This is a genomic window from Shewanella sp. YQ_9, assembly GCF_043103185.1.
In the GTDB taxonomy this organism is placed as follows: domain Bacteria; phylum Pseudomonadota; class Gammaproteobacteria; order Enterobacterales; family Shewanellaceae; genus Shewanella; species Shewanella algae.
In genome coordinates, this window is the sequence record NZ_JBICJO010000073.1 from 1 (window position 1) to 1,881 (window position 1,881).

At 39.0% G+C, this 1,881-nt stretch carries 2 protein-coding genes; one reads left to right on the top strand and one right to left on the bottom strand.

What is annotated here, in order from left to right:
• The first annotated feature begins 452 nt into the window (after positions 1-452).
• Entirely contained in the window at positions 453-617 is a 165-nt protein-coding gene (locus ACF8D4_RS19675) for a hypothetical protein (protein WP_392466585.1), read from the top strand.
• Between the two features lie 205 nt (positions 618-822).
• Here the strand turns inward: ACF8D4_RS19675 and ACF8D4_RS19680 are convergent, their stop codons facing one another.
• The gene (locus ACF8D4_RS19680) at positions 823-1,218 is read right to left on the bottom strand and encodes a hypothetical protein (protein ID WP_392466588.1); all 396 of its coding nucleotides are present in this window, start codon (positions 1,216-1,218) and stop codon (positions 823-825) included.
• Positions 1,219-1,881: the final 663 nt, after the last annotated feature.

Sequence of the window (1,881 nt, forward strand, 5' to 3'; positions counted from 1 at the left end):
TTAAGCTTCAATAACTTACGTTTTGCCTGAACCAAGATTAACTCGACTTTGATTCAGAAACAAAAGCAAAAACTTAGAAAACCGAAATGAATCATAGTTTTGATATTCGGGCTCGGAATTTTGGCAAATCTAGTTTGAAGCTTGAAAACCTAGAAATGGATTTCTGATTGAGTCAACTGCCCTAACCTCGCGCTTGCCCGAAAATTGATTGAGGCAACTCTCAGAATTTTTAGCGCCCAAGAATGGATGTCCAGAAAATAGCGCTCACAAAAGCCAACTTGCCGACAAACACAAAACCAACCAGCCGAGGAAGCAAAGAAAAACATAAACCACTGATTTTACGTAATTAAGCATAACGTACAGCTTTGCGGCATGAATGAAGGCGCAGCCGCAATGAATGTCCGACAACAGAGCCTTGTTATGTATTTTAATTAATTGTGGAGGTAATTTATATGGCAGTAAATAAAGATTTTATAATTGTGGCTGAAAGCCTTAATCATAATGCAAGAGCACAAAACAACCGCGCACAACTTGCGGCTGTAAATGAAGCCCTTGAAATACTATTTAAGCAGCAACAATTATTGTTGGCTAAATTCTATTTAAGGGATATTGATTAGCCTTCATTATAAACATCGGAATAGGCGAGGACACCAACAACTGTTTGACACTGTAGATTAGAGCAAATAATCATAACTGTACATTTATCCACATTGATTATTCTTCTATTCAAAACAGCCTTGAAATCAGTCCCTTCACATTTAGGGCAGGCTGGACGCCATTCATCGTTCATTGGTAGGTCAGACATAAAACGCCCATTGTTGGTTATCTACGTTTAAATATTTTCTTTAAATCTTGGAGGATCTTTAAAACATGAGGAATATCTTGCGTGACTACTACGTCGCCATCCGCATTGGTATAATTATGACTTTTATATGCTTCTTTATATTTTGCCTTACAGCTTTCATAGCTTCCTTGGTGGCGGAGTGGAATATAGTCGCAGACAGCCTCCAATTCTGGAATAAGCCGGTCACTAATACTATTTTTGTTGTTAGAGAGGTGGCGTATCTCGGTATTGAGCAATTGTCTTACTTGTTCAGTCGCATCATTGAACTCTTTCCGTTTATCTCTGATAAGATGGAAGTAGTTACTAACAATGCCTCCAATTATAAAAATAACCACTTTTTGTACGAATGGATCGTGGAAAATGGTTGGGATCAATTTAGTAACTCATTAGTTTTTGGAATTGGAGCGATTGTAGGGTACGGACCAGAGAGAAGCTGAACATAACAGCTGTATAGTACGCATGCGCGTTTTAGTCCTCGGAGGAGTGTAAACGCGCATCGCTATCTGTTTGTATTAGCTGGATATAATAGAGTTTAGCCCTAATATCCCTTGCAGCTAAACGCGCATGCGCGGTTTCCAAACCTATTATCTACCAGCTGTATTTTTTAACTTTATGAATTTAATGTTATTTTCTAAAATGTTACAGAAATAACGCGCAAACTTAGCTGCAAATTTCCGGGATTTTTCCTGGAACGGCAATAATACTGTATAGAAATCAGTTCTGAGGTGCTTGTCATGAGCGCTTCAAACGCTACAACCCGAGCCCTACAACCCAGGCCCAACAAAAAACGTCGAGTAAAGCCATGGCTACCGCACAGGTCCAAACTCTGTTCGTCCCTGCATTCCGCTAAAATCGGAAAAGTGTTGCTGCTTTCGGCCTTAAGCTTAAGGAAGTGCTAAAGCCAAACTATTGAATTAGTTATACAATAGCTAGCATTGAATGTGAAAACAATTAGCCAAAGGTCAAGTTTTTGACAAAGACAACAAAACCCTGATTTGGTTTGTTTTTGCAACAGAATTGACTGAGTGTTTGCATTC

Excerpts from the sequence above, each read along its gene's own strand:
- ACF8D4_RS19675 (WP_392466585.1), top strand. The coding sequence starts at position 453 with ATGGCAGTAAATAAAGATTTTATAATTGTGGCTGAAAGCCTTAATCAT.